Raw genomic sequence first — 25,514 nt, forward strand, 5'->3', positions numbered from 1 at the left:
GCCGCCCTCTCTGGACACGATTTACGGCGATGAACGGTAGGGTGCCGGCACCCAAGTGTAAGTACCTTGCTCAAGGCGGACGTGGCCAAGACCTGGGAAGGACACGTGCGCGCCGCCCACGAGGTATCCGGTCTCTGCAGCGGCCGCGAGTGCACGATGTCTCGACGAAATTGCCTCGCGCGCATCGACATCGTATTCAATCGCAATCGACGGATCTGAGAACTGCACCTCGCTCGCATGCACAATGTCGCCCCAGAGCAGCAGGCGGTTGCCGTCGCTGTTCAGCATGTAGGCGGAATGTCCTGGCGTGTGTCCGTATTGAGAAACACTCTGAATTCCTGGGAACAATTCAGTCGCCCCATCGAAGGGACGCAACTTTCCTGCTTGGACGTAGGGGTCAACCGTTTGATGCGACTGCTCAAACGTTTGTCTTCGATTCGGTGCGGCATTCGCTTTTTCGGCCCCGTTTAGCCAGTAGGCTACATCGCGTCGATCGACATAGACCAACGCATTCGGAAAAACACGCCGCCCTGCCACTGTTAAGCCTCCAGAGTGGTCGCCGTGAATGTGGGTCAATAAGACTGCGTTGATGTCCTCCGGGGCATACCCGGACGCGCGCATGTTCGAGATGAGGTGACCCGAGCTCGCTCCAAAAAGAGCGCCGGCTCCTGTGTCGATAAGGATCTTGGTTGCTCCGGTATCTACGAGAAAGCAGTTGATCGAAATATCGGTAGGAAGGTTTTCATGGGATGTCCTAAAGGCGTCCTGCACAACGGTCGGTTTACTCATGATCTTAGATAGATCACGGGATGCAGTTCCGTCCGACAGCACTGTTATCTTGAAATCTCCCAAACGTAGCCGATAAAAGCCAGGCGCCTGCTCATCCGCCCAACCGATCGATGGGGATCCTCCTGCTTTTGCAGGTGCCGCGACAAGAGCAAAGACCATCGCTGCAAGTAGAACTCTGAGTCCATTCATGCCGGCACTCCTTCAGGCAAGAGGCCTTGGAACCTTCGCGGTGTCCGCGCAGCCCAAGTCTATTTTCCTCATAAGGGCCGCCAGTTCCGTGATAACTTTCTGAGAAGTTCTGAGACAGATGGGATCTGGAGCAGTAGCGTGGGGAGAGGGACGAGGCAGTCGTGTATGCGTTTGGTGACCTGGAGATCGATCTCTCCAAGCGCGAGCTTAGACGGCGCGGCACGGCAGCCCCGGTGGGAAGCCGGGGATTCGAAGTTCTTGAGGCACTCCTGCGGGCGCGCAGCGAACTCGTGAACAAATATGAGCTCATGCGAGCGGTGTGGCCCGGCGCAGTGGTCGAAGAGAATACGCTTCACTTCCACATCTCTTCCGTACGAAAAGCTCTTGGGGAGGACCGTCACCTTCTGAAGACCGTTTCCGGCCGGGGCTATCGGTTGACTGGAAACTGGATGCCCTGTGCAGAAACCGATAGCGTGGCTGCGCACCGGGACGAAAGCGCAGTGGGCCAAGGGCCCGCTGCGGCGCATGTAACAAACTTGCCACTTCCCGCCTCGCCTCTGATAGGTCGAAGCTCCGCGTTGGACCATCTGTCGGAGGCCCTAACCCGTTTTCGCGTCGTGACATTGACCGGTCCCGGCGGAATCGGAAAAAGTTCGCTGGCCATGGAGCTCGGCCGCGGTCTCTTTCCGAGTTGGCGAGGCGACTGCTGGCTTGTCGAACTGGCATCGATAACGAACGCCCGCCTTATGCCTTCAGCCGTTACGCATGTTCTTGGACTCCGCGTGGGCGGCGATGAAATCTCATTTGAGGCCGTTGCGCACGCGATCGGCGGAAAGAAACTGTTGCTCATTCTCGATAACTGCGAGCACCTCATAGGGGCCGCAGCCCAGCTTGCGCAGACGATCGTAACAATGTGTCGGAACGCGTCTGTGTTAGCGACCAGCCGTGAGGGTCTGCGAATCGAGGGGGAATATGTCTACCACGTCCCACCGCTCGATGTTCCACCGGGCGATTCTGAGATGTCGCGCCATGCTCGTGAGTACAGCGCCGTCCAACTTTTTCTCGCCCGAATGGATGCTGTGCACTTGGGCCACGCGTCAGATCGAGATCACATCGCACTTGTTGCCGCCATCTGCCGAAGGCTCGACGGCATTCCGCTCGCGATCGAGTTCGCTGCAGCGCGCTCGACCGCGCTCGGGGTTGAAGAAGTTGCTGCACGGCTGGATGATCGCTTCCGGTTGCTAACTGGAGGCCATCGAACAGCACTTGCGAGACATCAAACACTTCGCGCTACTCTGGACTGGAGCTATGAGCTCCTTTCCGCGCCCGAAAGGTGTCTGCTTCGAAGATTAGCTATTTTCGTTGGGGGTTTTACCCTCGATGCCGCAATCTATTTAATGCAAGAATGCGACTTTGGATCCTCACAAGTGGTCGAGGGTATCGCGAACCTCATCGCGAAATCGCTTGTGGCAATTGATGGCTCCTCTCCGCGCCGTTGGCGACTGCTCGAAACGGTAAGAGCGTATGCGCTCGAGAAGGCTTCAGAAGCGGGAGAAGTCGAAAGGACCTCCAGGTTTCATGCGATGTTTTTTCAGAAGTGCTTCTCGCACTCTGCTGTCATCAGCCAACCTGGAAATGTGATTCAGGAGGTGGATAGCTGCAGCCGTGAAATGGACAACGTTCGCGCTGCGCTGGACTGGTGTTTTTCAGCGAGTGGAGATGACGAGATCGGCGTTGATTTGACGGCAGGATACGCGGCCGTTTGGTTGCACCATGCGCTGATGACCGAGTGCCGAGACAGAACGAGAGTGGCGCTCTGCCGTCTCAAGCGCAAGCCGTCTCAGGGCAAGCGCTTGCAAATGGAGTTGTATATCGCGCTTGGCACGGCGCTGGTTTGGACGATGGGTTCCATCGAAACGACGATGGATGCGACCACTGCAGGGCTGGGACTGGCGAAATGTTTAGACGATCGCGAAGCTCAGTTGCGGGGGCTCTGGGCTCTCTGGCTGGTGCAATTCAACACCGGTGGATGTCGCGCCGCGCAACATACTGCCGAGCAATTCTGCGCCCTAGCGCGACGCAAGGATGATGCAACCACTATTCTGGTCGGTCAGCGACTTCTCGGCGCGACCCTCCAGTATCAGGGTCGACAACGCGAGGCCAAGCCGTACTTCGAGCGAGTGGTTCGGCACTATATTGCTCCGGCAGATCAACATGACAAGGTGTGGTTTCATTACGACCAACGCGCGCTTGCTCGCGCAATGTTGGCCCGAATCCTCTGGCTCGAAGGCTTCATTGACCAAGCCACCGAACAAGCTGAAAGGAGTGTCGAGGAAGCAGGCGCAGCAGCCCGTGGATTGTCACTGCTTTATCCCCTAGCCTGGACGACCTGTCCCCTCATGCTGATGACCGGCAATTTAGAAGCAGCCGAGAACGCGATCCGCACTCTGAAGGACGTAGCTACGAGGCACAATGCGGCTTGGTGGAAAACTCTAGCCAACTGCCTGGAGGCGAAACTACTGATCAAACGCGGAGATTTTGACCAAGGCATCCGCTTGTTGCAAACCTCTCTTAGAAGGTGCGAGCAAACTGGTTGGACCGTCTGCTATCCAGAATTTCTAGGTACGCTCGGAGAAGGCTTGGCGGGCCTGAGACAACTTGCTGAATCTGTGCAAACGATTGATTTGGCATTGACTCATGCCGCGCGCGGCGGAGAGCGCTGGTACGTCCCCGAACTTCTTCGAGTAAAAGCTGAGATACTAATCGAGATGCGGTTCAATGAATCTCTCTCGATAGCCGAAGGGTGCCTTCAAGACGGGCTCAATTTGGCTCGAAAGCAAGGCGCAATGTTCTGGGAACTTCGGTGCGCAATGGCGATGGCGCGTTTGAAGCTGAAGCAGAAGCTGCCTAACGAAGCTCAGGAGTGTCTTGCTCCCGTCTACGAGAAGTTCACGGAAGGTTTTGACACAGCAGACCTTCGAGCTTCGAGAACGTTGCTCGATCAGCTATCTCACTTTTCGCAACTTTAGGACAGTGATCGGCACTACGGCCCGCCCAAGAGCAGCCGAGCCGATCTAGCCGTCGCGTTTGGTCGACCGAGCGGTGAACGGTTGCTATAGCTGGCTGGAGACCGAGTGCTCGCGCTGCAAAACCAGGGGACGTCGATTCCCGGCGCTCACCCACTACACGACGACGTTAGTTAATGACCTAGCTGACCGGCTACGCTGTAGCAAGCGCGCAGGCGATCGCCGGCGAAGCTTCTGCAGCTCGCCCCGTGGCCCCGACATCCGGAGACCTGACTCCTTGTGCTGGTGTGGACGGCCTCTCATCCCCACGGTTTGATGGCGCTCTCGGCGTCACAGAAAGATGAGAGGAAAGTCTAATGAATATTCCCGTTCGTATCGGCATGGATACCTCGAAGTCGGTGTTCCAACTTCACGGTGTTGATGAAAATGAGGTAGTGGTTGTCCGGCGCCAATTTCGGCGAGCTGAGATGATCCGCTACTTCGAGCGGCTTCCGCCGGTTCTCGTCGCCATAGAGTCTTGCGGCAGCTCGCACCATTGGGGGCGCCTGCTCCAATCTTTCGGGCACGAGGTAAAGCTGATCCCTCCTCAATACGTGAAGGCTTACGTGAAGCGCGGCAAGAACGACGCGGCCGACGCCGAGGCACTGTGCGAGGCGGTCACCCGGCCCAGCATGCGGTTCGTACCGGTGAAGTCGAAGGAACGGCAAGCGGCTTGCATGTTGATGACTGTGCGGGAACGCCTGGTCAGCGTGAAGTCGCAGCTCTCCAATGCTTTCAGGAGCTATGCCGCTGAGTTTGGTATCGTCGGGCCCGCCGGCCAGCAGAACGTCGCGGCACTCATCAAACGTGTGCTCGAAGACGAAAGCCTGCCGGAAATGGCGCGGGATCTCTTCCGCCTTCAGGCTGACGAGTATGCCGCGGTCCAAGCTCGCCTGGCGAACATCGAGGCCAAGCTGATGAAGTGGCATCGCGAGGATGACATCAGCAGGCGTATTGCGACAATTCCAGGCGTCGGTCCGATTGGGTCGTCGATGCTCAGCATGAAAGCGCCGCCGCCCGAGACGTTCAGATCGGGTCGCGACTTTGCGGCGTGGCTCGGGCTGACACCCAAGGATCATTCAACTGGCGGCCGGCAAAGGCTCGGCGGCATTACAAAGGCCGGAGATTCTATACTGCGATCGACGTTGATCGTCGGTGCAACCGCACTGCTGAGGCATATCCGAAAGGGCCGTCATAAGCCCACACAATGGCTCGCTTCGCTGCTGGGGCGAAAGCCGCCAAAGTTGGTCGCGGTGGCCTTGGCAAACAAGTTTGCCCGCATCGCTTGGCGCCTGATGATATCGGGTGGCGTGTACAAGCAGCCGGTAGCCGCCATGCCGACTTGATCTGAAATCGGCCCGCGAGCAGGTTGCTCGGCGGATTGCCCACGAACTTGCAGGACGCAGTAGATGGAAGGACCGATCGGTCGATACGCGCGAGCTTCCGAAGATTACACTGGCACTAAGAATGTCGCCCATGTGCTTGGAGCGTGCGTAGCGAACACCATCTCGGCCAGCGGGCTTTGTCCGCGCAAACAGGCCGGACATCTGATAGCAAGCGATCTGGCCAAAAGTCTGCTACAATCCTGACAAGTGGGGGGCCGTCCACATCTGCAATCTCTATTCGATCACCACCAACCAGGCGGCCATCAGCGCGCTGTTCCGCGTCGTCAACCGCTACGTCGGCAATCTGGCGCCGATGCCCGGCGTCTTTCCGGACTATAGGGCGCCGATCGTCCGCACCGGCACCGACGGCCGCGAACTCGCGACCGCTCGGTGGGGCATGCCCTCGTCGTCGAAGGCGCAGATGGATGCTACCAAAAAGCGGGCCGAGAAGCTGCAAGCCAAAGGCAAGCCGGTAGACTTCAAGGAATTGCTCCGGATGGAGCCCGACGGCGGCACGACCAACATCCGCAACGTCAAGAGCAAACACTGGACGCGCTGGCTGAGTCCGGAGCACCGATGCTTGGTGCCGTTCAACAGCTTCAGCGAATTCAACAAGGCCGAAGGCGGCGACATCTGGTTCGCGCTCGACGAGACCCGGCCCCTTCTTTGCTTCGCCGGCATCTGGACCAACTGGACATCGGTCCGGAAGGTGAAGGAGGGCGAGACCACCAACGACCTCTATGCATTCCTGACGACGGAGCCGAACGCTGAGGTCGGCGCCATCCACCCGAAGGCGATGCCGGTGATCCTCACGACGCCGAAAGAGGTCGAGACCTGGATGACCGCGCCTCCGGACGAGGCGCTGAAGCTGCAGCGGCCGCTGCCGGATGGGGCGCTCCGGATCGTCGCCCGCGGCGTGAAGGAAGATACCCCGGCTTCGCCTTCCTAACTCCGCGGACACCGAGCGGTCGGCGACTAGCCAGCGGGGGAGCACGTCGAGGCGCTTGACTTCACCCTTATTGTTCGAACAAAAATAGAACAAACGATTCCTGCCGCGAAGGTCCGCTTGACTAAACTGCCGCAACTGCCCGCCTACTATTATCTCGACCATTTCGCCGAAATGCTCGGGTTCGTGCAGCGAACGTACGAACCCGTTCTTGGCGCGGACCATCACGCTTTCATAGCGCGCTTCGAAACTCTTTCGAGAGATGCCAGATGCTTGTTGATCCGGATGATCAACCGGCGTGGTGCGATATTCAATCGGTCCCTGTTCGACTACCCCGAGATCGACGATATCGAGCAGGCGACGTCGGATCTGATGATGGTCGGTCATGCCCGGGGGATCGGTGAAATCGACTACGCAGGGTTCGTCGCTTGTCTTCCCAAAGATGTCCTCTTCACCGGTGCACAGGCGGCTGGGCGCAAAGACGTCCGCAAGTCGTGGGCCAAAGCCAAGTTCATCGACTATTATCTCGAACAGATCCCGTTTTCGACGGCCGCGCAGCACTGCGGCGCCCGGAAATTCATCGCTCTCGACGGCACGCGGCCAATCGAATTCCTGCTGTATCTCTACTTCGGCAAGACCGAGGTGAACCTCAAGAACTTCGCGCTGCGGGACTTGGGCATCCTCCGCACCAACCGCGAGACCGCGTTCAGCGCACGCTTCACCGATGCCGAGGAGGCGCTTGCCTCGTTCCACTACAGCCAGATTCTCGACAGCCTTGAGAACGGATCGGAGCCTGTCCACAGGCGGGCCGCCATCGACGTGCTGTCCGGGCCTGCCTGCGGGACACAGTACGCCAACGACCTGCGCAGCCGAGCGGCTCATCAGACCGGACTTTTCTTCGAGAAAGCGGGTGAGAGCGATCTTGCCCGTCAGCTCTACCGCGCGGGGTGCTCGCCGGACTGCAACGAGCGCCTGGTCCGCCTGCTTTACAATACCGGGGATCGCACCGGAGCCGAAGACCTGCTGCAGCGGATGATCGACGATCCCGCCAGCGACGGGGAGCACGTTTTCGCAACTGACTTTTACGCTCGCAAATTCGGAGGGAGGCGCACAGGCGTTTACACCGAACTGCTGCGGTCCGGGCGAACGATCACCGTTGACGATACCCATCGCGGCAATCCAGAAGCAGGCGTCGCCGGCGTTCTGCGGCGCGAGGGCACCAAGGTTTTCTTCACCGAGAATGTGCTGTGGCATACCCTGTTCGGCCTTCTCTTCTGGGACGAGCTCTTCGAGAGCACCCGGATGCCCAGCGGGTTCGACTGGCTGCCCCATTGCCTGAAGGACGGCAGCTTCCGGCGGCTCTTCGCCGTGACGATCGACGAGAAACTAGCCACCATTGCGTCCGGAGCTTCTCTTCCGTTGATCCTCCGCACCGTCGCAGCAAAATGGGGCCGCCCGAATGGGATCTTCAGCTGGGATCACGTGCAAGTGGAGGCGCTCCGCGCGCTGCTCGAAGGATTCGATCCGACCGCGATAGCCAGCATCGTCCGCAGCATGTGCGACGATTTCCGCGGCATGCGGGACGGTTTCCCCGACCTGATGCTGGTGCAGGACGGCAAAGCGTCCTTTATGGAGGTCAAAGCCGAAGGGGACGTGATCCGCCGCAACCAGCTGACCCGCCTTCGCCAACTCGGCGCCGCCGGCATCATCGCCGAGATCGGTCGGGTGGATTATCGTTTCGACCCCGAGCAGGACTACGTGGTGGTCGATATCGAGACGACCGGCTCTTGGTCGAATGGCGATCGCATCACCGAGATCGGCGCGGTGAAGGTTCGCAATCACTGTGTCGTCGACGAGTGGCATTCTCTCATCAATCCCCAGCGTTCCATTCCCGCAAAGATCGTTCAGCTGACCGGCATCACGAACGAAATGGTTCGGGACGCACCTTTGTTCGCGGAGGTAGCGGACCGATTCATGGAGTTTATGGGGGACGGCATTTTCGTCGCCCATAATGTCAGCTTCGACTACGGTTTCATGGCCTACGAATTCGATAGGATCGCGCGGCGCTTCAGATTCCCGAAGCTCTGCACGTGCGCCGGAATGCGGCGGCGCTATCCGGGACACAAGTCCTACGGACTTGGGAAGCTTTGCGAGATATATGGCATCTCGCTCGACAATCATCATCGAGCCTTATGCGATGCGCGGGCCTCGGCGCAGTTGTTGAATCTCATCAACAAGAAGCGGAGCGAGGAGGGGTACCGCGAGGCAGCGTAGCAATTCATCACCAAGCAGGTGCCTGGACTGCGGACTGACAATTCTAAAGCTTCCGGCCAAGTTCCACTGCGATTGCTATTCTGATAATACGAAATATCACTTGCTCCGTCGGGCAAAACAATGGTTCATAAGGCGCTGGTCCTACCAAGACGAAGGAGCCAGCCCGATGGCAAATGACGTCGAGACGTCCTCGGAATTGTCCAAGATTGCGAAATTGAATGGTGACTTCCGAAGGAACTACGGCACGCTCATCGGAGCGGTTTTGTATCTCCGCACCGTGAGCGCCGCCCGCCGAAGCCCTTGGTTTTGGGCCGGCCTGATTTCGATCGCTCTTTCGACGGTGCTGAGCTGGTTGGGGCGGCACGGTTGGTTTTTGCCAGCGTTGCCTTGATGGCACCGAACAATGCCCTCTTTTCCCCGTAAAGCGCGCCCCGACGTCGACGAAGGGAATCAGATGAGAGCCACACGTAGCGTCCTGACTTCAACGGGGCAGGCAACAACACGTAGTCCTCGATCTGCCGATTCGCCGCATCCAACCGCATCACGGCAAGCAGGCCCGATGAGATCTGCCTTCGGTAGGCTTTCCATTGAGCAGCGTGGTCCTTTCCACGATGCGCCAGTCGTCGCGCGACCAGAAACGAAACCACTCGCGCGCCTCCGACATCAAGCCCGATGCCGTCCGGAACAAGATCGGCCTGGAGGCCAACTTCCGTTCGCAGCGCCACCGCGAGTTCGGTGGCATGCCTCGATTGTTCGGCGGCCCAAAAATCCCGGGTATCGATCCAGTCGCAGTCGCGCGGCGACACATATCCGATCAGCGCATAGGCCTTCCGCAGCGAACCGAAGTGCTTCACGTACGAGGAGACGTGATTGAGACCCAGAGTCGTATTGATGATGTGCGAGTTGAGTTTACCGCGCCGGCGGAGCGTGAGACGAAGGCGCAACAGCATCTCTTCTTCCGGAATCTCTACGCGGCGCTCGGCCAGCAGCTTCTGGGCGCGAGCGAAGATGCCTTGGTCCACGATAGGCTCGATCGCCGCAGCGCCCCGAACCCAAGCGTTATCCGGATTCTTGACCAGCTTCTGCCCCAAGCGTCTTGAGGTGCGATTGTAGACGGTGTTGCCGATGTAGTTCTCGTTGCCGAGAATGCTGGGTATCATGCCGTCGGTCCAGGGCCGACCGTTCTGATTGGCGATGCCCGCGTCGTTCAGTTGGCGACTGATGTCGCTGTAGGATTTCCGGCAGTTGACGAACTGATCGAAGATTTCCCGGATCACGGCGGCCTCTTCGGCCGAGCCGTGCTGCAGCCGAACGCGATCCGATTGCAGAGCCTTGAATTGCCCCTTTAAGAGAAGGGCCTTCGGATGCTCGCTTTCATCGACCATCAAGCGTCGGAGGCCGTAGCCGACGGGAGCGCCAACACGGTATCCAAGGCTCGCGACCCGGCAGTGTCCGGCGTGCACCTTGACGGAGAGCTCCCGGCTCCACTCGGCGGCCATGCCGCGCTTCAAGCTTTTCGCGATCCCGGAAACAAAGGTGCCGTCGTTCTTGAAGATCTCCGCGCAGTATTCGATCTGGACGCCGCTCCGCTTGCACAGGAATTCGTAGTAGGCACTCTCGTCGACATCCTGGAACCGGCCCCAGCGACTGACGTCGTAAACGAGGATGTGGTCGAAATCGGCTCGGCCCGACTGAACATCTTCGATCAGCTCGATGAGACCAGGACGCCCCTTGATCCGGAGCCCGCTGCGGCCCTCGTCGCGATAGGTACGCACAATCGTGAGCGCGTTCGTCTCGGCATAGGCGGCGATGGCCGCCATCTGGTTCGCGATCGAGTAGCGCTGGAGCTCTCTCGACATTCGAACGTACTGCGCAGCACGGCCCGCCCGGGATCGCCTCGCCAAGCTTGTCCCTTTGGGAACAACGAGCCAATTACCCATGCACCCCTCCTGCCACTTCGGAGGTACCTGCGAGTGCAATTACACCTTCCACGGTCGGGATAGCAATGCCGAGCAGCCTGCAGGGGCACTGGGACGCGCCTCATGCCGGCACCGGAAGGTGGCGTTGTGCACAGCGCCGCGGAACACGGGGACAAACCTCAGCCCTGCCGATTGCGAATCCCTGCTGCGTGCTAACCGCCCGGAACGAGAAGACGGGCGAAGGGATTCGTCCCGGCAGGAGCAAGCTCGATGCTGATGACGAAGGAAAGACGGCCGGCGATCCGAACGCTGCGCGGATGGGCGCTCGGCGTGCTGCAGGAGGCGGGCGCCGTCCATGAATGCGAGGAGCATGGCTGGGCAAAGGAGCGGGCCGACCCTCACGCCCGGGAGCGCGCGTTGGACATCGCGAGGCAGGAGCCTCCGGACGGCTTGTCTCCTGACCAGGCTGTCGCCGAGGTCCGCGGAGTGCTGGATTCGGTCGGCGATACCTGCCCTGAATGCCCGCCTGACTGAAGCGCACCAACAACCCACGGCCCGATGCCGCTGCCGATGATCAAGGGATCAGGGGCGCCGCCGTGGTGCCAAGATGCTCAGCAGCGGCGCGTACCCGGCCAGCGTGCTTTCGCCGCTGCTCCGCGAACTCCGCTGCGTCCACCGACGAACGCAACTTGTAGCCAGCCGCCGTCAAGCGGGCGCATACCCGCGGAACTGCCGCAGCACTGGTGTCGTCAGATTCTGCCTCAAGGCCGATCAGTCCATTCAGATCGTCGATCAGGCGCAATCCTTCGCTTCGGAGCAGGATCGCCGGCGCTCGGCTCTCGCGGTCCTCGATCAGCAGTTCGAACATCAGTGCGAGGTCCATCATGGCTCCGAGCGTTGCAGGCCAGCCCGAGCCCACGCCGACGGATCGGAAGTAGATCAGCGATGGATGGGAAGCATGGCTCTGCAGGACGGTGGCGCACCAATCCCGTCCTCTGTAAAGCACGCGTCTGATCTCCTCCGGAGAGTCGAGGTCGGCATAACGCTCCAGCAGTCCGAGAGCGGAGGGCGGTTGACCCGCAGCCGTCGTAAGTTTGAGAATTCCGGCATCACGGCGGGAAATGCCTTCTTGCACCTGGAGCAGGTATGTGACGGCCATCGTCAGGACCGAAAGGCCCGAAAGGCCGGCTAAGACGAGGGCCCAGCGGGCCGGACCGTGGGCCTCGATGCCGCTCAATCCCACCGTGCACAACGCGCTTCCGACGATGAAAAGTGCCTCCGGGAAATCGGCTGGCGGCGCGAACCAATCGCCCAGCGCATGCGCGATCAGGCCGAAGCCCAGCCACAGAAGCACCATCCAGATCAGGAAGGAGCCCATGAGGATCGCCGGCGCAAAGCTGGTGGAGACCCCGCTCTTGCCGCGGCGGGCCCACTTCCAAATCGGGAGCATGATGGCGAGCAGCCGTCGCGCCACGCGGAGCGCGCCTCGGCTCTCACCGGGCACCACCACCGTATCGAATACATCGCGAAGTGCGAGGACGACCAGGACAATTCCTGCGATGATCTCGACCGTCTGTATAATCATGGAGCGCCGCCAAGCGAGATGTGCTCGAACTCGTCACAATTGGGCGCGTGGAGGATCAGCAATCCCGCCCCACAGGCCAGAACCGAGGTCAAAACCGATCCTGCGGAGATCCTTCTCCGGCTATCTGCTCGTCGGTCCAAATGCATCGGCGCATTTTCAATTAACCAGCACCAACCGCACGGTGCCGCGGCCGTTCCTATGCGCAGCTGCTCGGAGCCACCCTGTGCTTGGCCAAAGCGATCCGTACTCAAGCTCTACTGGGTCGCTGACTTTGTTGATCTCAGGCTGCCGTGGCCTCACCCGAGCACGAACTGAAGTCTCGATCAGATCCTGTGCAGGAGCTTCATCTCGGCCGCCAGCCGGAAACTTCGTTTTCCGGCGAGCGCCGTCGCCTCCCAAATCGCGCCGTTGGCCTCGCAGCTGCCCGAAAAGCCAATGCCCACTTCGTACCCGCCGAAGATCGCGTCGCGAGCCGCCGTGTGTTCCTGGTTGACGATTTCACCGCGCCAGCGGTTATCTGCAGAGGAGTAAGAGCCGAGATAGTAGAAGAAGGCGTCTCCACCCAGCATGCGGCCGTCCTCCAGCAGCATGACACCGGTCAGTCCGCCGTCAATCCCATCCAGCGCGCGGATGCGCAGCCCGTAAAGGCCATTTGGGATGCCGCCGTTGCCGACCTTTCCTGGCGGCGGCAATGACTCCTCATCTAAGCTGGTCATCACGGAATGCATCACTTGATCAGGGAGCCGGACCGGAGAGGCGTCGAAGTGATAGGAATCGCCAACCGCACGGCCGCGCAAGATCAGCTCGTCATCGTCCGCACCATAGAGCTGCCGCACCTCGGGATTCATGGCATGGCGCTGTCCGGCTACGCGACCGACGATCACGCCATCGATCTCTTCGTAGCTTCCGACGTGGGCGAAAGCCGAGTTTCCCCCCAGCATGCGGCCACCGCGCACATGCATGACGCTACGGTTCAGCACGGCGCCAGCGCGATACTCGCATTTGTACAACCCGTCGAACAACACCCTGTCCCCGCTGCGCCTACGTATTGTAGCCGGTCCGAAGGTAGGCGAAAAGGCACAGCAAGAGCAAACCGCCGCCTTAAGGCTCGCCTTGATCATGACCCTCGCATATGGGATTCATCTGGCGAGGAGCGAATCCCCGAAGCAGGCAAGCAGGGCGCCCGGGCCGGGATATATCTGGACGCATCCAGCCTGCCTCAGCGAACTCTTGGTGAAGCCGCCGCACAGCACGCCGACGATCGCGATCTGCGCTTTCCTCGCCGCTTCGGCATCGTAGGGGGTGTCACCGATCGCCACCGCATCGTGGCCCTCAACCCCAAGCTTGTTCAGGACCGCATCGAAGATGTCGGGAGCCGGCTTCGATTCCTGGACGTCGTCCGACGAGGTCGTCACGTCGACCAGGTCGCCGATGCCCGCGATCTCGAGATACTTGGAAAGCTCATCCTTCTTGGCGGAGGAAGCGACGGCGATCCGGACGCCGGCATCCTTCACGCGCCGCAACAGGTCGGGGACCGCCGAGAATGGGCGAACCATCGGCAGATACTGGGACTTGAAGCGGTTGCTGCGCCATTCCTCCATCTCGTTGCCGTGGTCCCGCTGCGCTTCTTCGGACAGGAAGTGCGGAATGAGCTTGTCGCCGCCCTTGCCAATCGGGCCTCTCGCCTGCTCGAAGCTGACATCGTGGCCGAATTTCACCATCGCTTCGTCCCAGGAGAGGGCGTGGAGATCGACCGAATCCAAGAGCGTCCCGTCTACGTCGAAAATTGCAGCTTTGGTCAATTCAGGATCCTCCCGAGCGTGAGCGATCGATCTTCGCGTACCATTCGGCGTAGGTTGTGTTTTTGGCCATGTGCCGGTTGAGATCGGGTGCGTCGTCTTCCCACCAGACGGGGCCTCTCTCACCGAGCTCGCGTTTTGCCTTGTCCACTGCCTTATGCGCGGCGGCCTCCGCCTCGGGGTCTGCGTTCCGCTTGGCCTCGCGGACCGCCCTTCGGGCCTTCATCAGATGGCCGACGAGACCGGTCCGCTCCGCTTCACCGAGGCCAAGGTTGGCCATGCGCCACAACCTGCCACGGACGACGAAGTAGCGACCGTCGGGCGTCACCGGATGCTTCACGTTACATCAGGCCGACTTGCGCCGCGCCCCTGATGCCGGCTTCTTCGCCGCCGCTTCCTTAGCTGGTTTCTTACCGGCGATCGGCATCAGCATCTCCTTCTGAGCCGCCGCAGCTTTCTTCGTCTTCTTGGCAGGCTTTTTCGGAGCCTCGGTCTTGGCTGCTGCGCCGCCGACGCTCTTGCGTAGCGCGTCCATCAAATCGACGACGTTCTCGCCTTTTGGCCGATCCTTCGGCGTGATCGGCTTGCCGGCGCGCTTCTGGTTGATGAGCTCGATCAGCGCGGTCTCGTAGTGGTCCTCGAACTTCTCCGGCTCGAAGTTGCCCGCCTTCTGGTTCACGATGTGCCTGGCGAGATCGAGCATGTCCTTGGTCACCTTCACGTCCTGGATCTCGTCGAAATACTCCTGCTCGCTGCGGACTTCGTACGGGTAGCGCAGCAGCGTGCCGACCAGACCCTTGTCCATCGGCTCGAGCGCGATGATGTGCTCGCGGTTGGTCAGCACGACCCGCCCGATCGCGACCTTGTCCATCTCGCGGATGGTCTCGCGGATCACGGCGAAGGCGTCGTGCCCGACCTTGCCGTCCGGGCGAACGTAATACGGGCGGATCAGGTAGCGCGGGTCGATATCTGCCCTGTCGACGAACTCGTCGATCTCGATGGTGCGCGTCGATTCCAGCGCGATCTCCTCGAGCTCGTCCTTCGTGACTTCGATGTATTGGCCCTTTTCGAGCTCATAGCCCTTGACAATGTCCTCGTTGGGGACTTCGTCGCCGGTGTCCGCGTCGACCTTCAGGTATTTGATCCGGTGGCCGGTCTGCTTGTTGAGCTGGTTAAACGAGATCTTCTCGCTCTCGGAGGTGGCCGGGTAGAGCGCCACCGGGCACGTGACGAGCGACAGACGCAGGAAGCCTTTCCAGTTCGCGCGGGGGGCCATGGGTACGCAACGCTCCAGGGTACAGGGACACGGACTCAAGACGAACGAGGCGGCACAGTTCCGACACCTCCGGCCGCCGTCCACGCAATTCAAGCCCCTCCCTGCAGCAGCCGCCAGCGAAACACGGTCCCGGCGCTTGACTCTCTTGAACAAAGTGAGAACATAATCCGATGACCGCTACGCCCGAGCCATCCGGACCGCCTCCCGACCACCTCGATGCCGCCGCCGACCAGGCCATCGCGGCTTGCGGCGGCGACGCCCGGGAAGCCGTCAAGGCGCTGATCGTTGCGAACGGCTTCATGGAGACGCAGGTCGAGGAGCTTCGCGCTTCGGTTTCCGCCGGCTACTCGCGCGGCCGGTTCGAGGTCCCCCGGGACCGAAAGGATTGGTACGACTGAGATGTCGGAGGTCACCTACTACGTCGCCCTGCCCTTCGTGGCCGCCGACGACGGCGTCGCCGCCGGCGAGGCGGTCGAGTGCTTCAACCCGAACGCGGCCGTGATGAAAGCCGAGGCGCTTTCGCGGACGCCCGGCGTCGTTGGCGCCGTCGCGTTCAGCCGCAGCGGGGATCCTGCGACGGGCGACTTCGGAGATGCCACCGTGATCCGGAAGTTCGGCGAGGTGCCGGACGACCTGAGCGCGCTGTGACCGCGCATCTGCGAAGCCCGTAGTCCTGTGGACCCGGTGACGACCTACTTGCCGCTGAGTGACAGGCTGATGCGGGTGACGACGTCGTCCCAGGCGTGCTCTTCTTCGGCGGGATAGTTGATCAGTACGCAATGGACCAGCCGCCCTGAGAAGTTGCAGCGGTCGTAGAAAACCTTGTCACCCTTGTAGCTGGACACTGCGAAGAAGCGCGGTGTCACCCGCTTGTACTGAATGCGTGAAGGCGGGTGCTTCTTCGCGAGAAACGCGGCGGGTGAATCGTTCGCCACGTTGGGCGCGGCCTGGATCGTGAGGTCGGCGCGTCCGTCAGCGGTTCGGAATCGCTGCCCGTACCCGTCCGGCCGACCGGCTTCTTCCGTGAAGATCGAGGAAGGGAAATCCACCGCGGTGCCGGTCTGCGGAATGGTGTACCTGGTCCATCTCACCGGTTGCGCCGAGACCATGGATATCGAGGCGACGAGTGCTAACGCAAGGGCCATCGTCGATTTCATCGCATTTCCCTCCGGCAATCACGATGGAAAAGCGGCGAAGGTCAACTCCGTTCCAAGAAGCCTCATGCAGAACGAAAGCGCTCGAGCTACTCGCCTTCGGCCACAGGATCGCCGGGAGCGAGCAAGCTCAGCGCCGTCTCGATCTTGGCGAGAATTCGCTCGATCTCGTCGCGCTCGTTCGGACCGGGATCGTTCTGGAGTTGCTCCATGAGCTCTCGCTTCTGCGCGAGCAGCTTTGCCACGGTGGACATCCGACCTCCCTGCGGTTTTCTGCGGCCTGCGAACAAGGAAGTGGTGCGCTGCCGAGGCTCGCGCCAGCGGCCCCGTGTTCAGAAGATGCCGAGAATGGCGAAAAGCGCGACCTCGCCGACGAAAGCTCCGGTCATGAGTGCGACGGTGAGAACCACGTCGCCGACGGGCATGGGGGCCATAGGCTACTGCCTCGCGTTCGAGAGCCCCTGTGCTGAATTCATGAAGGCATGAAAAGGTTTCGGTTCCGGCAGCCAAGTTCCCGGTATAGCCTCCCGTCGGGCAGGATGTTTCGAAGCAGGGGCGCGGGTGATGCGATGCCTTGAGGTGTCATGCTGGTGCGTGACCGTGGCGGGCCTTGCCGTCGTCGTCGCCGTCGTCACGCTGCTCTGAAGGCCGCTGGCGCGGGCGCCAACGCCCGTTCAGACCGGCGACGAGCCCGTGTTCAGAAGCTGCGAGATCGCCGTGACCAGTTGTGCCGGTGCGAACGGCTTTTCGATGAGGATGCTGTTCGGCATGCCTTGCGACTTCCACTCCTCGGCGTGACCGCCGGTCATGTAGACCACCGGCAAGTCGGGATCGATCTCGCGGGTCCTCCGGGCGAGGACCCATCCGTTCGGCCCGGCGCCGATGCCGATGTCGGTGAGCAAGGCGCGGTATCCGGAGCGGCCATCGCGGAAGCGGGAAAGCGCCTCTTCGCCGGATTGCGTGATCTCCGCCTCGAAGCCGCCGTCGGTGAGAGCTTCCTCTACGAATTGCTGGGTCGCGGATTCGTCCTCGACGACCAGAATGCGGACAGGATCGTTCACTCGCGGCTCCATCGCCGACAGTCAACCCGAAGAGGACTACCCGCCGGCGGCGTCGGGCGCCTCGTCACCGGCAGCGTTCGAGGTTCTTCGGCCTGCTCCTTCAGGTCGGCCGCCTTCTCGACCAGGCCAGCCGCGACCTCCGGATCGGCGACAGCCTTGGCAAACCTGAGCAGGGTCGCGGCCTGCCGGCACATGACCGGCCGCCCCCGGCCCAACAGGGAAAGTACAACCTCCGCGGTTCGTTCCTCGCAATGTATAAAAGTGAACATTTCGGTCCGGACTCGCCGAACGATTCCTTGTGCCGAATGTTGGCAACGAGCAGGAGAACAGCTGGCAATGAGAAATCCCGTCAGCCCACAGGATGTACCCGGCCGCGCCATCGCCACCGAAATCGGCGAACGCCTGCGCCACATCATGGGCGACGAGCAGGACCTTCCGCGTCCGTTGCAATCCCTGCTCGATCGGCTGCGCGCCGCTGAGGACCAATCATCATTGCGGCAGTGAGGCCGTTCGCAGGCCGGGGCGCGGACCGCTCGCTAACGGCCGATTAAGGGCCTCCGAATATCCTCGGCGCCATGAGAGTAGCGATTGCCATAATGATTGCTCTCCTCGCGCTCAACTTCGCGGACGAGCAATACAACGCGGGCCGATACAGCCGAGCCGCCAAGCTCATGCTTTCGGAGATCGCGCGATCGTTCGGCTGAGCCAGGTGCCCGCGGAGGCCTGCGGGCTCGACACCAGCTCGCATGCCGCCGCGCGGCTTTCAGTTTTCCATGAGTTCCAAGCCGTAGAATCACGGAATCCAATGTTCGCCGCGCCTGTGCTTAAAGAAGAGCTGTTGTCGAGCGCGAGCATTTCAGCAGCTATCGTATTTTCAATTCGGCCGCAGCGCTGCGTAGCTGCGGCCTTTTGATTCCCGCTTCCCCTCCGGCACGCGATGCTGCACGCCCACCCGCCTACGCCGCGATCGAATCCGCGTCCGCCCGGACGACGCGATTGCGCCCTCGATGTTTGGCCGCATAGAGCGCCTGATCGGCCAGGCGCATGACCTTGGCCAAATCCGTTTCACCGCGGCATTCGGCCAGTCCGATGCTGATCGTCACATTGGCGGAGACCTCGCCGGTGGCCACGGACTGGGCGGCACAGGACTGCCGGAGGTCTTCGGCGTATTGGACGGCGCGCTCCTTCGATACCCCGCTCATCAGAATGGCAAACTCTTCGCCGCCGTGCCTTGCCACCAGCATCCGCTTTCGCTCGGCGAAGGAGCGCAGCACCTCGGCAATGGCGATGAGCACCTTGTCTCCGAACTCATGCCCAAACTGATCGTTGATCGCCTTGAAGCGGTCGATGTCGCACATCAGAACGGTGGTCGGCAGCTTCGCATCGCGCGCCGCGGTCAAGGCCGACTCGGCAGCTTCGTCGAAGCCCCTCCGGTTGAGCAGACCGGTCAGCTGATCGGTGCCGGAAATCCGGCGCAGCTCGGCGCGCGTCAGCGCCAGTTCGCGCATCATCAGCGCGGACCGGTAGCTCAGGGCGCCCGTCAGCAGTCCCGAGATGGTCACGCTGATCAGGATGGACGATTTGGTGACGAAGCCGGCACTCACCGCGCCATCTGGATCCGCTCCGAACTGCAGGAGGCAGAAGGACAACGTCAAGAGGATGGTCAGGCCCACGCTCACGACGCAACGACCCGCCGTGTGGCGCAGCGCGTCCCGGTGCGTGATGATATCTTTGGCCATTGCTCTGCCGTCGTAAAGCGAACAGCATCCGCCCCCTGACCTTCACGGCAGGTTAAGGCACTCATGGCGCCGGAGACGCCGTTAACGCACTCCTAAGAACAAGCGTCAAATGACAGCCGCCGGCGAGGTGAAGCGGAGCGCCCTCCGATCCTTGCCTCTCAGTCGCGCAGCCGTGCTTCAGGGCGACTTCACTTCGCGCGCCCGGGGCCGCTCGATGCCACGCGTCCGCCCGGGAATTCGCAGTTTGCCGGATGCGTGCCGACGTCGGTTCCGTCCCCCGACGCCAGTGGAGCTGACCGTCAAGGCTTCAGATCGAACTGGCTGCGCAGCCTGTCGGCAATGGCTTCTATCATCTCGCAACGCTCCGCGTCCTGCTGCGGTCCTTCCTTCATGATCTCGACCTTCCAGGTGTCTTCGTGCGGCACCACCGAGACGGCCAGGCCCGTCGGCCAGTCGCTGATGTCTTCCATCTCCAGCCGGATCGCAGCTTCGAGTTCTTCGCGAGTTTTCGAGGGCTTCTTCAAGCTGCTTCTTTCGCCGCTCGGAACGGGACCACCGCCTTTGGCTATCCGCGCGAGCGCATGTTTCTGAACAGCGGGCCTTTGAGCCTTTGGCTATCCGCTACAGGCGCCGTACTCAAACGGCGGGCGGTGGTCCAACGAGTCAAAGATGTCGCCGGAATAATGTTCCACGACTTCGGCCCGTCGAGGCGCCATCGCATGCGGGACGTCCTGACCGCCACTGGGCGTCGCCGCAGATGCCTGATTAGCCTGGTCTGCCGGCATCGTCGAGCAGCGTGCCGATGAGCTTCAGCAGCGCCTGATGTTCCGGGCGGGCAGCCCCCTCGCGAAGGAACTTGCCGATGTCCGTATAGGACGTGCGCCCGCCCGAACCGGGGTTCGGCTGGTGCTTCACCGCCGGCAGCTTCGTGGCCGGATCAATCGCGAGCGTCCAAACGTCGCCATTGCTGCTTTCGTAGATCAGCCGTTCGGTCATGCCGGTCAATCGGGCGGACGGCATTCCGTTCCCGATTGCAGAGGGGACGCGGCCTCTCGGCTATGCCATCATACGTGCTTGCACCATCGCGACACCGGCAGAGACGCCGCCTTAGTGCCGCCGCGTCGACAGCGGTATGGGCCAAAGAGAGGACTGACGATGTCATCCGATCGACCCGCTTCGGAGCCATCCGAGACCGTCCAGCAGATCAACGATCTGTTCGACTCGGCGGAGCTCTCAAAGGCCATCGAGACCCAAGAATTCAAACAGTTCCTCGATCACATCCCGATTGCCATCGCAGTCTCGAAATTCTTCCGCGGCGACCAGCGCATCTGCTACGCGAACAAGGAATTCGAAACGCTCTTCGGCCAGGACGCGAAAGACTGCGCCGGCAAGGGCTGGTCGATCCTGGCCGGGTTCACGGAGGAAAGCGATCCGAACGTCTCGCTGGAACTGGCCGTGCTGAAGGACGCAGGAGAGTTTCTCGGCACCTTCCGGGCGGAGCGGCCTAGACCGCTCGTGGTCGAGGCCTTCTCCGGTCTCATTCAAAACGAGGACGGGACCGAGAACTATCGCATCGCGGCGCTGATCGACATCACCGACAGGGCGCGTGCCGAGCGTGAGGAGTATGCGCGCCGGATCCGCGACAAGGATATCCTGCTGCGCGAGCTGCAGCACCGCGTGAAGAACAATCTTCAATTGATCGTCGCCCTCATACGACTCGAAGCACGCAACGAAAGACGGGGCGAGAAGGTCGACTTGCACACGCTGGCCGGCCGCATCGAATCCCTGCATCTGCTCTATCAGGCCCTGTCGAACGAGGCCGCCGGCGACGAGGTCGATCTTGGCCATTACTTGAGCCAGATCGCCGCCGCGGTCATGAACACCTGCGCCGCCGAGAGAATTCGGCTCGAGCAGAAGACTGAGTATGCGCCGGTGTCCGTCAATACTGCGCTGTCGGTAGGTCTCGTCGTGAACGAGGTGCTGACCAACTCCTTCAAATACGCCTTCGAAGGCCGCGAGCAGGGTGTGATCACGATCGAATGTCTGCGCCAGAGCGACGACCGGTATCGCGTCGTCGTCGCGGACGATGGGGTCGGGTTGCCCGAGGGCATCACATGGCCGATTCCGGTTAGATCGGCTCGCTCATCGTTCAAAACCTTGAGGGAAAACGCGAAATCGGACTTCAAGGTCGAGTCCGCGCCGAACAAGGGCGTTCGAGTGACGATGAAAGTCGCTCGACGGGCGATCGCGTGACAGCGCACTGTCGGCCCGCTTGCGGGCAATTTCCCGGGTGATCAGGCGCTTCGGCGCGAGCGACGCCGCGATGGATCTCCGTGGCCTGCCGAGCGACTGGCGGAAGCGAGCAGCATCAGAAAGAGCGCGCGATTGGCCTGGTACCTAGCAGCCGCGGGGGTGGCTGCCGAGCCCTGCATGATGGTGCGCCCCTCGGTCGTGCAGAGACACCATCTGCATGCCCGGCGGCGTGGCCTGACGTGGATTTCGAAGAGCGGCAATTCGTACGGCATTCACGGCGTCCCCTACTGCATTGTCTGTGCAGCGGGCTCCAGGTTCAAGTGTTCATGAAAAAGGATTTGAAAGCTCGAATTCTTGGATATAGCCTCTGTTCGTCGGAGCTCACGTTCTTGCCGCAGAATGCGAGTGAGCGGCGGGCCAAGGCCGCCCCGTACCCAAACTCCATCTTTGAGCAAACCATTCGCCATCCGGAGCGGTGCTTCCGATGGAATCATCCGGGCTGCCAACATGTCGTCCTCGCCTAGCAAGATTGCCCTGTTCATCGACGGCGCCAATCTTCACGCCACGTCCCGAAGCCTTGGCTTCGACATCGACTACAAGCGCCTTCTGCAGGAATTCCAGCGCCGAGGTATCCTGCTCCGCGCCTTCTACTACTCGGCCGTCATCGAGGATCAGGAATTCTCCTCGATCCGGCCGTTGCTCGATTGGCTTGACTACAACGGCTACACAGTCGTGACCAAACCGACGAAGGAGTTCGTCGACTCCTTCGGACGGCGAAAGGTCAAAGGCAATATGGACATCGAACTCGCGGTGCATGCCATGGAGCTGGCCGGCGAAGTCGACGAACTGATTCTGTTTTCTGGCGATGGCGATTTCCGTTCACTGGTGGAGGCGGTGCAGCGCCGAGGCGTACGGGTGAGCGTGGTGTCGACCATTGCGACGCAGCCGCCGATGGTCGCGGACGAGCTCCGGCGGCAGGCGGACGTCTTCACCGACCTTGTGGAGCTGCGCGCCAGTGTCGGCCGGGACCTGTCCACGCGCCCACCACCCCGCGAGCGCGGCGATGTTCGTGGTCCGCCGCTGCGCCGCGCCACCACGGCGGCGCCGCGTCCAGAGCCGGACGAACTCATCCCGTAATATCGAGCGCACCCGCCGGGGGCGCGGGTTCGGCTTGCCGGCACGATCATGAACTCCGCCTCAGGCGCTCCTGTCGGGGGCCGACGCGCAACTGGAATATCTGGTGCAGACGCAGCGCGCCCCCCCGATTCGTCGGACTTCTCGACCTGCCGCGCCAGCGAGGCCGTCAAGCGGTCTCCGCGGAACGGAACGAATCAGCGCGACGGCGTTGAATCGCCATGTGTGCCGTGGCGTTGCGTCAGTCTCGTTGGGGAGTATCGCGTGTCCATGGCGCCATCAAAGCTGTTATTCCAGGTTATATCGAGCCGTGTGATCCCACATTGCGCGAGAGGCCGCCCCCGGGCGAGGACTGGGTCTACGAGATCAAGGCCGATGGCTACCGCGCGCAACTGCATCTGCACGAAGGCGACGCCAAGGTCTATTCCCGGACGGGCCAGGACTGGACCGAACAGTTCTCCTCGATCGCAGCCGGCGCCCACCTGCTCAAGGCAAACAGCGCGATCATCGACGGCGAAGCGGTGGTGTACGGCAGTGGCGGCCTACCGGATTTCCAGCAGCTTAGGCGTGAGCTCGGGGCCAAGCAAAGCGAGCGCGTGCGCTATCACGCCTTCGATCTCTTGTACCTCGACGGCTATGACCTGCGTCGCGTCGTGTACGAAGAACGCAAGCGGTTGTTACAGCGGCTTCTGAAGGACGCGCCCGAGACGTTCATGTACGTCGAGGCGCTTGCGGGTGACGGCAACGTAATCTTCGAAAAAGGGTGCCAGCTGGGACTGGAAGGCCTGATCGGCAAGCGACTCGGCGAGCCCTATCGTTCGGCGCGGCAGGAGAGCTGGATCAAGCTCAAGTGCAAGAAGAGCGAGACCTTTCCGATAGTCGCGTTCGTTGAGAAGCTGGGGGCGCGCCCGCGCAAGATCGCCTCGCTCTACGTCGGCCGGCGCGAGAACGGCAAGCTGCTCTACGCCGGCAAGGTGCGTACCGGTTACACCGAGACGACCGCGCGCGAATTGCGCGAGCGGCTCGATCCGTTAATCCGCAAGATGTCTCCGCTAGACGTGGCAGTCAAAAAGCCGAAGGCGACCTGGGTCGAGCCGACCCTTGAGATCGAGGTCCAATATGGCGCGCTGACCGATGACGGCCTGCTTCGCGAAGCCGTGTTCAAGGGTTTTCGCGATGATCTTGCGGTGCGCAAGGTCAAGGCGCCGCGACTGGTGCCCTCGGTGGCTGGCCGGCCGGAGCTGGGCGTTCCCCGAGAGAACATCCTGCAGCTTCTGCCCGAAGCGGTTGTCCCCTCGAAAGAAGAACTCGCCGACTACTGGAGCCGGGTCTGGAAGAAGGCGCTGCCGCACCTCGGGCATCGTCCGCTCAAGCTGGTGCGTCACGTGCACGGCACCACCTTCTATCACAAGGGGCCGCTGCCGAAGGACATTCCGGCCGCCGTGCACCAGCTCCGGATTCAGAAGCGCGAAGGTGGCGAGGGAACGCGCCTGTGGGTCGACAGCCTGGATGGCTTCCTCGGGCTGGTCGAGATCGGGGCGGTGGAGCTTCACCCGTGGAATGCGACCGTCGAGGACTTCGAAAATGCCGACCGCATCGTTATCGATCTCGATCCCGGCGAGGGCGTCGACTGGGATGCCGTCGTGGAGACCGCGCTCGATCTGCGCGCGCTGATGGAGCGCGAGGGTTTCGAGACCTGGCCCAAGCTCACCGGCGGCAAAGGAATCCATCTGGTGGCACCACTGGACCGGCCGGTGCTGCACGACAAGGCGCATCGGGTGGCGCATCAGCTGGTGGCCGCTTTCGCAGCGCGCGACCCCGATAGATACATCCTGTCCGCCCAGGCCAAGCGCCTCGGCCGCATCTTCCTCGATTATCTGCGAAATGGCCGCGGTACCACGGCTATCGGCACCTATTCCCCGCGAGCCCGGGAGGGATTTCCGATCGCAGCGCCCGTGACCTGGAAGCGGATCGAGAGCGGGATCGCGCCGGACGCCTTCACCATGGACAGTCCATTCCGCGCCAAGTCGAGAAGGTAAGCCATATGTCAGATGCATTCGATCAATGGGTGGAATGGCGCCACAAACCTCGCCGTGACAGGCGCGGCATTCCTGCCGAACTGTACGCCGCGGTGATGTCGCTGCCTGAGGCCGATCGCTCCGACCGGCAAAGGGTGAACGAGGTGGTTCGCCACCATGATGAAGCTCGCCGCGAGGGCAGAACCGTATGGCTCTACCTCGATTACCACGACCGCGCACCGCGCACGATCGAGGATTCCGGCTGGGTGAAGGTGTTTGCATCGGCCGACGTCGCCGAAAGGTGGCTCAAGGAAAACGACCCCGAAGGCGTAGCCTGGGAGTACGAAGTGGTAGGCGGTCGGGCGCGAGGATCGGTTTGGCTCCACTCGCACGATCCGGAGTCCACAGACATTGGCGACGTCGATTGGGTCACGCTCTTTGCCTCGCAAGCGTGTGCGGAAAAGTGGGTTGAGCAGAACGATCCGACGGGCAATATTTGGGAGCATCCGCTTCAGGAGTGACGCCCATGAGTGCCTTCGTTGACACGTCGGTAGGGTTCGCCGGGCTAGGGACGAACATATTTGGCCGGCATCAACCTGGCATCATGACCAAGCGATGCGAGTTTGCGGCTCAGGTGATGTGCACCCACCAGGCTTCCATGCCGATGAGGCAAAGGTGTGTTGGCGGGCCGCACTTCCACTTGGCCACGCGACCACTTTTGCCCGCAGCACGATGGCGCCGCGTGCATTGTGGCTGACGACGTGGAACCAATTCTCGGCGATATCGATTCCGATCACGGCGATCGCGGTATTGGGTGTCTGGCACGTGGCGACCTCCATGTCCTTGGCGCCCCTGGCCAGCTTATCGCTGGCGGGGCAGGAGCACGGCCGGACCATCTCATTAGTAGACGTGACAGTCTCGCAGCGAG

Annotated in this window: 26 protein-coding genes and 1 pseudogene; 12 read left to right on the forward strand and 15 right to left on the reverse strand. The window is 61.5% G+C overall.

Annotated elements, in window-relative coordinates:
- Positions 1-21: 21 nt before the first annotated feature.
- Entirely contained in the window at positions 22-978 is a 957-nt protein-coding gene (locus RX329_RS32690; RefSeq protein WP_317244826.1) for an MBL fold metallo-hydrolase, read from the reverse strand.
- Between the two features lie 161 nt (positions 979-1,139).
- Here RX329_RS32690 and RX329_RS32695 point away from each other — a divergent pair, with 161 nt between their 5' ends.
- The 4 genes from RX329_RS32695 to RX329_RS32710 all read left to right on the forward strand — a co-directional run bounded on the left by RX329_RS32695 (position 1,140) and on the right by RX329_RS32710 (position 8,648).
- A complete protein-coding gene (locus RX329_RS32695) occupies positions 1,140-4,007 on the forward strand; it encodes an ATP-binding protein (protein WP_161494804.1) in 2,868 nt (955 codons plus the stop codon).
- Between the two features lie 353 nt (positions 4,008-4,360).
- Positions 4,361-5,389, forward strand: a complete 1,029-nt coding sequence (locus RX329_RS32700) for an IS110 family transposase (protein ID WP_085357480.1) — start codon at positions 4,361-4,363, stop codon at positions 5,387-5,389.
- Positions 5,390-5,651: 262 nt separating this feature from the next.
- Complete coding sequence (locus RX329_RS32705) at positions 5,652-6,377, forward strand: SOS response-associated peptidase (RefSeq protein ID WP_317246455.1); 726 nt, start codon at positions 5,652-5,654, stop codon at positions 6,375-6,377.
- A 117-nt stretch (positions 6,378-6,494) separates the two neighbouring features.
- Complete coding sequence (locus RX329_RS32710; protein ID WP_317244827.1) at positions 6,495-8,648, forward strand: exonuclease domain-containing protein; 2,154 nt, start codon at positions 6,495-6,497, stop codon at positions 8,646-8,648.
- 248 nt (positions 8,649-8,896) lie between these two features.
- On the opposite strand, the gene RX329_RS32715 is transcribed toward RX329_RS32710, so the two are convergent.
- Positions 8,897-10,468 (reverse strand): recombinase family protein, encoded by a 1,572-nt coding sequence (locus RX329_RS32715; protein ID WP_317244828.1) that lies wholly within the window; start codon positions 10,466-10,468, stop codon positions 8,897-8,899.
- 369 nt (positions 10,469-10,837) lie between these two features.
- Between RX329_RS32715 and RX329_RS32720 the strand changes: the two genes are divergently transcribed.
- On the forward strand, positions 10,838-11,101 hold the full coding sequence (locus RX329_RS32720) for a hypothetical protein (protein ID WP_085357472.1): 264 nt from the start codon (positions 10,838-10,840) through the stop codon (positions 11,099-11,101).
- A gap of 40 nt (positions 11,102-11,141) precedes the next feature.
- On the opposite strand, the gene RX329_RS32725 is transcribed toward RX329_RS32720, so the two are convergent.
- The 5 genes from RX329_RS32725 to RX329_RS32745 form a co-directional block, all read right to left on the reverse strand.
- On the reverse strand, positions 11,142-12,152 hold the full coding sequence (locus RX329_RS32725) for an ion channel (protein ID WP_085416040.1): 1,011 nt from the start codon (positions 12,150-12,152) through the stop codon (positions 11,142-11,144).
- A gap of 323 nt (positions 12,153-12,475) precedes the next feature.
- Positions 12,476-13,174 carry a GrlR family regulatory protein gene (locus RX329_RS32730; protein WP_085364655.1) on the reverse strand — a complete coding sequence of 233 codons (699 nt, stop codon included), beginning with the start codon at positions 13,172-13,174 and terminating at the stop codon, positions 12,476-12,478.
- A 117-nt stretch (positions 13,175-13,291) separates the two neighbouring features.
- The gene (locus tag RX329_RS32735) at positions 13,292-13,954 is read right to left on the reverse strand and encodes an HAD family hydrolase (protein ID WP_317244829.1); all 663 of its coding nucleotides are present in this window, start codon (positions 13,952-13,954) and stop codon (positions 13,292-13,294) included.
- Position 13,955: 1 nt separating this feature from the next.
- Entirely contained in the window at positions 13,956-14,291 is a 336-nt protein-coding gene (locus tag RX329_RS32740; RefSeq protein WP_201263220.1) for a hypothetical protein, read from the reverse strand.
- A 6-nt stretch (positions 14,292-14,297) separates the two neighbouring features.
- Positions 14,298-15,227, reverse strand: a complete 930-nt coding sequence (locus RX329_RS32745; RefSeq protein ID WP_085360774.1) for a Ku protein — start codon at positions 15,225-15,227, stop codon at positions 14,298-14,300.
- A 170-nt stretch (positions 15,228-15,397) separates the two neighbouring features.
- On the opposite strand from RX329_RS32745, the gene RX329_RS32750 reads away from it, so the two are divergent.
- Both RX329_RS32750 and RX329_RS32755 read left to right on the forward strand, forming a co-directional pair.
- A complete protein-coding gene (locus RX329_RS32750; RefSeq protein ID WP_085360772.1) occupies positions 15,398-15,625 on the forward strand; it encodes a hypothetical protein in 228 nt (75 codons plus the stop codon).
- 1 nt (position 15,626) lies between these two features.
- Positions 15,627-15,875 carry a hypothetical protein gene (locus RX329_RS32755; protein ID WP_085360770.1) on the forward strand — a complete coding sequence of 83 codons (249 nt, stop codon included), beginning with the start codon at positions 15,627-15,629 and terminating at the stop codon, positions 15,873-15,875.
- Between the two features lie 44 nt (positions 15,876-15,919).
- On the opposite strand, the gene RX329_RS32760 is transcribed toward RX329_RS32755, so the two are convergent.
- From RX329_RS32760 to RX329_RS32775, 4 genes are all read right to left on the reverse strand, one after another.
- A complete protein-coding gene (locus RX329_RS32760; RefSeq protein ID WP_085360768.1) occupies positions 15,920-16,384 on the reverse strand; it encodes a hypothetical protein in 465 nt (154 codons plus the stop codon).
- 86 nt (positions 16,385-16,470) lie between these two features.
- Positions 16,471-16,635 (reverse strand): hypothetical protein, encoded by a 165-nt coding sequence (locus RX329_RS32765; protein ID WP_162847261.1) that lies wholly within the window; start codon positions 16,633-16,635, stop codon positions 16,471-16,473.
- Positions 16,636-17,055: 420 nt separating this feature from the next.
- A complete protein-coding gene (locus RX329_RS32770) occupies positions 17,056-17,442 on the reverse strand; it encodes a response regulator (RefSeq protein ID WP_085360766.1) in 387 nt (128 codons plus the stop codon).
- The gene (locus RX329_RS32775) at positions 17,439-17,636 is read right to left on the reverse strand and encodes a hypothetical protein (RefSeq protein ID WP_143274135.1); all 198 of its coding nucleotides are present in this window, start codon (positions 17,634-17,636) and stop codon (positions 17,439-17,441) included. Before RX329_RS32775 ends, RX329_RS32770 begins: the two co-directional genes overlap by 4 nt.
- Before the next feature lie 142 nt (positions 17,637-17,778).
- Here RX329_RS32775 and RX329_RS32780 point away from each other — a divergent pair, with 142 nt between their 5' ends.
- The gene (locus RX329_RS32780) at positions 17,779-17,946 is read left to right on the forward strand and encodes a hypothetical protein (protein WP_161494795.1); all 168 of its coding nucleotides are present in this window, start codon (positions 17,779-17,781) and stop codon (positions 17,944-17,946) included.
- A gap of 452 nt (positions 17,947-18,398) precedes the next feature.
- On the opposite strand, the gene RX329_RS32785 is transcribed toward RX329_RS32780, so the two are convergent.
- From RX329_RS32785 to RX329_RS32795, 3 genes are all read right to left on the reverse strand, one after another.
- Positions 18,399-19,181: a GGDEF domain-containing protein gene (locus RX329_RS32785; RefSeq protein ID WP_317244830.1), complete on the reverse strand. Its 783-nt coding sequence runs from the start codon at positions 19,179-19,181 to the stop codon at positions 18,399-18,401.
- Between the two features lie 299 nt (positions 19,182-19,480).
- Positions 19,481-19,705, reverse strand: coding sequence for a hypothetical protein (locus tag RX329_RS32790; RefSeq protein ID WP_247405742.1), 225 nt, complete (start codon positions 19,703-19,705; stop codon positions 19,481-19,483).
- 241 nt (positions 19,706-19,946) lie between these two features.
- Positions 19,947-20,177 carry a hypothetical protein gene (locus RX329_RS32795; RefSeq protein WP_085360795.1) on the reverse strand — a complete coding sequence of 77 codons (231 nt, stop codon included), beginning with the start codon at positions 20,175-20,177 and terminating at the stop codon, positions 19,947-19,949.
- Between the two features lie 159 nt (positions 20,178-20,336).
- Between RX329_RS32795 and RX329_RS32800 the strand changes: the two genes are divergently transcribed.
- From RX329_RS32800 to RX329_RS32815, 4 genes are all read left to right on the forward strand, one after another.
- Positions 20,337-21,434, forward strand: coding sequence for a sensor histidine kinase (locus RX329_RS32800; protein WP_085360758.1), 1,098 nt, complete (start codon positions 20,337-20,339; stop codon positions 21,432-21,434).
- A 507-nt stretch (positions 21,435-21,941) separates the two neighbouring features.
- Entirely contained in the window at positions 21,942-22,571 is a 630-nt protein-coding gene (locus RX329_RS32805; RefSeq protein WP_317244831.1) for an NYN domain-containing protein, read from the forward strand.
- A 218-nt stretch (positions 22,572-22,789) separates the two neighbouring features.
- A complete protein-coding gene (gene ligD / locus RX329_RS32810) occupies positions 22,790-24,607 on the forward strand; it encodes a DNA ligase D (RefSeq protein ID WP_317244832.1) in 1,818 nt (605 codons plus the stop codon).
- 5 nt (positions 24,608-24,612) lie between these two features.
- Complete coding sequence (locus RX329_RS32815) at positions 24,613-25,107, forward strand: hypothetical protein (RefSeq protein WP_317244833.1); 495 nt, start codon at positions 24,613-24,615, stop codon at positions 25,105-25,107.
- Positions 25,108-25,154: 47 nt separating this feature from the next.
- Here RX329_RS32815 and RX329_RS32820 read toward each other — a convergent pair.
- Positions 25,155-25,425, reverse strand: a pseudogene (locus RX329_RS32820) (IS110 family transposase); the annotation flags it as partial.
- Positions 25,426-25,514 lie beyond the last annotated feature (89 nt).

Origin of the sequence: Bradyrhizobium sp. BWC-3-1 (assembly GCF_032917965.1) — a bacterium.
Lineage (GTDB): Bacteria > Pseudomonadota > Alphaproteobacteria > Rhizobiales > Xanthobacteraceae > Bradyrhizobium > Bradyrhizobium canariense_D.

Coding starts and splice junctions, on each gene's coding strand:
- RX329_RS32785 (WP_317244830.1), bottom strand. CDS start 19,181: ATGGCCAAAGATATCATCACGCACCGGGACGCGCTGCGCCACACGGCG.
- RX329_RS32700 (WP_085357480.1), top strand. CDS start 4,361: ATGAATATTCCCGTTCGTATCGGCATGGATACCTCGAAGTCGGTGTTC.
- RX329_RS32725 (WP_085416040.1), bottom strand. CDS start 12,152: ATGATTATACAGACGGTCGAGATCATCGCAGGAATTGTCCTGGTCGTC.
- RX329_RS32795 (WP_085360795.1), bottom strand. CDS start 20,177: ATGACCGAACGGCTGATCTACGAAAGCAGCAATGGCGACGTTTGGACG.
- RX329_RS32745 (WP_085360774.1), bottom strand. CDS start 15,227: ATGGCCCCCCGCGCGAACTGGAAAGGCTTCCTGCGTCTGTCGCTCGTC.
- RX329_RS32750 (WP_085360772.1), top strand. CDS start 15,398: ATGACCGCTACGCCCGAGCCATCCGGACCGCCTCCCGACCACCTCGAT.
- RX329_RS32815 (WP_317244833.1), top strand. CDS start 24,613: ATGTCAGATGCATTCGATCAATGGGTGGAATGGCGCCACAAACCTCGC.
- RX329_RS32800 (WP_085360758.1), top strand. CDS start 20,337: ATGTCATCCGATCGACCCGCTTCGGAGCCATCCGAGACCGTCCAGCAG.
- RX329_RS32765 (WP_162847261.1), bottom strand. CDS start 16,635: ATGTCCACCGTGGCAAAGCTGCTCGCGCAGAAGCGAGAGCTCATGGAG.
- RX329_RS32760 (WP_085360768.1), bottom strand. CDS start 16,384: ATGAAATCGACGATGGCCCTTGCGTTAGCACTCGTCGCCTCGATATCC.
- RX329_RS32690 (WP_317244826.1), bottom strand. CDS start 978: ATGAATGGACTCAGAGTTCTACTTGCAGCGATGGTCTTTGCTCTTGTC.
- RX329_RS32715 (WP_317244828.1), bottom strand. CDS start 10,468: ATGGCGGCCATCGCCGCCTATGCCGAGACGAACGCGCTCACGATTGTG.
- RX329_RS32775 (WP_143274135.1), bottom strand. CDS start 17,636: ATGTGCCGGCAGGCCGCGACCCTGCTCAGGTTTGCCAAGGCTGTCGCC.
- ligD (WP_317244832.1), top strand. CDS start 22,790: ATGTGTGCCGTGGCGTTGCGTCAGTCTCGTTGGGGAGTATCGCGTGTC.
- RX329_RS32780 (WP_161494795.1), top strand. CDS start 17,779: ATGAGAAATCCCGTCAGCCCACAGGATGTACCCGGCCGCGCCATCGCC.
- RX329_RS32805 (WP_317244831.1), top strand. CDS start 21,942: ATGTCGTCCTCGCCTAGCAAGATTGCCCTGTTCATCGACGGCGCCAAT.
- RX329_RS32755 (WP_085360770.1), top strand. CDS start 15,627: ATGTCGGAGGTCACCTACTACGTCGCCCTGCCCTTCGTGGCCGCCGAC.
- RX329_RS32720 (WP_085357472.1), top strand. CDS start 10,838: ATGCTGATGACGAAGGAAAGACGGCCGGCGATCCGAACGCTGCGCGGA.